This window comes from Mesorhizobium sp. M1406, from assembly GCF_040317555.1.
In the GTDB taxonomy this organism is placed as follows: domain Bacteria; phylum Pseudomonadota; class Alphaproteobacteria; order Rhizobiales; family Rhizobiaceae; genus Mesorhizobium.
This window is the reverse complement of record NZ_JAMYKW010000180.1, coordinates 1-759: the sequence shown is the minus strand read 5'-3', so window position 1 is coordinate 759 and position 759 is coordinate 1. Positions and strand designations below refer to the sequence as shown.

At 61.1% G+C, this 759-nt stretch carries 1 protein-coding gene and 1 pseudogene; both read left to right on the top strand.

The genetic code is table 11. The annotated features are described in order from the left end of the window. Window positions 1–83: 83 nt before the first annotated feature. Window positions 84–677, top strand: a pseudogene (locus NKH03_RS34835) (DDE-type integrase/transposase/recombinase); the annotation flags it as partial. Beyond that, the coding region (locus tag NKH03_RS35165; protein ID WP_502913588.1) for an integrase core domain-containing protein at window positions 607–759 on the top strand (153 nt) is incomplete at its 3' end. The pseudogene NKH03_RS34835 and the gene NKH03_RS35165, both read left to right, overlap by 71 nt.

The window sequence follows — 759 nt, the reverse complement described above, 5'->3', positions numbered from 1 at the left end:
GACGAGAACGGCAAGCTCAGAAAGCTGGTCGCCGACCTGTCGCTGGACAAGGAGATGCTGCAGGACGTGATCCGCCGAAAACTGTGAGGCCTGGTCGCAAACGCGAGCTGGTGGCCGATACCTGTGCTGATTGGAACGTGTCGATCCGGCGAGCGTGCCGTGTTCTGGAGTTCGACACCTCGACCTATCACTACAAGTCCCGCCGCCGTGACCAGGCCGGCCTCGAAGCTCGGATCAAAGACATCTGCGCGACGCGGGTTCGCTATGGCTACCGGCGCGTGCACGTGATGCTCACGCGGGAGGGCTGGGACATCAACATGAAGCGGACCTATCGCATTTACAGGGACTTGGGCCTTCAACTGAGGAACAAGACGCCGAAGCGCCGGGTGAAGGCGAAGCTGCGAGACGATCGCCAGCCAGCCGTCGAACCCAACGACGTCTGGGCGATGGACTTCGTTCACAACCAGCTCGCGACGGGCAAGAAGATCCGGGTCCTGACGGTCGTAGATACGTTCTCACGCTACGTGCCGGTGCTCGACCCACGCTTCAGTTACCGAGCCGAGGATGTGGTCAGGATGCTGGAACAGGTCTGCCCCAAGATCGGCTATCCAAAGACGATCCGGGTCGATCAAGGCTCGGAGTTCGTCTCTCGCGACCTCGATCTGTGGGCCCTACACCAAGGGCGTCACGCTCGACTTCTCGCGACCGGGAAAGCCAACGGACAACGCTTACATCGAAGCCTTCAACGGCCGCTTCAGG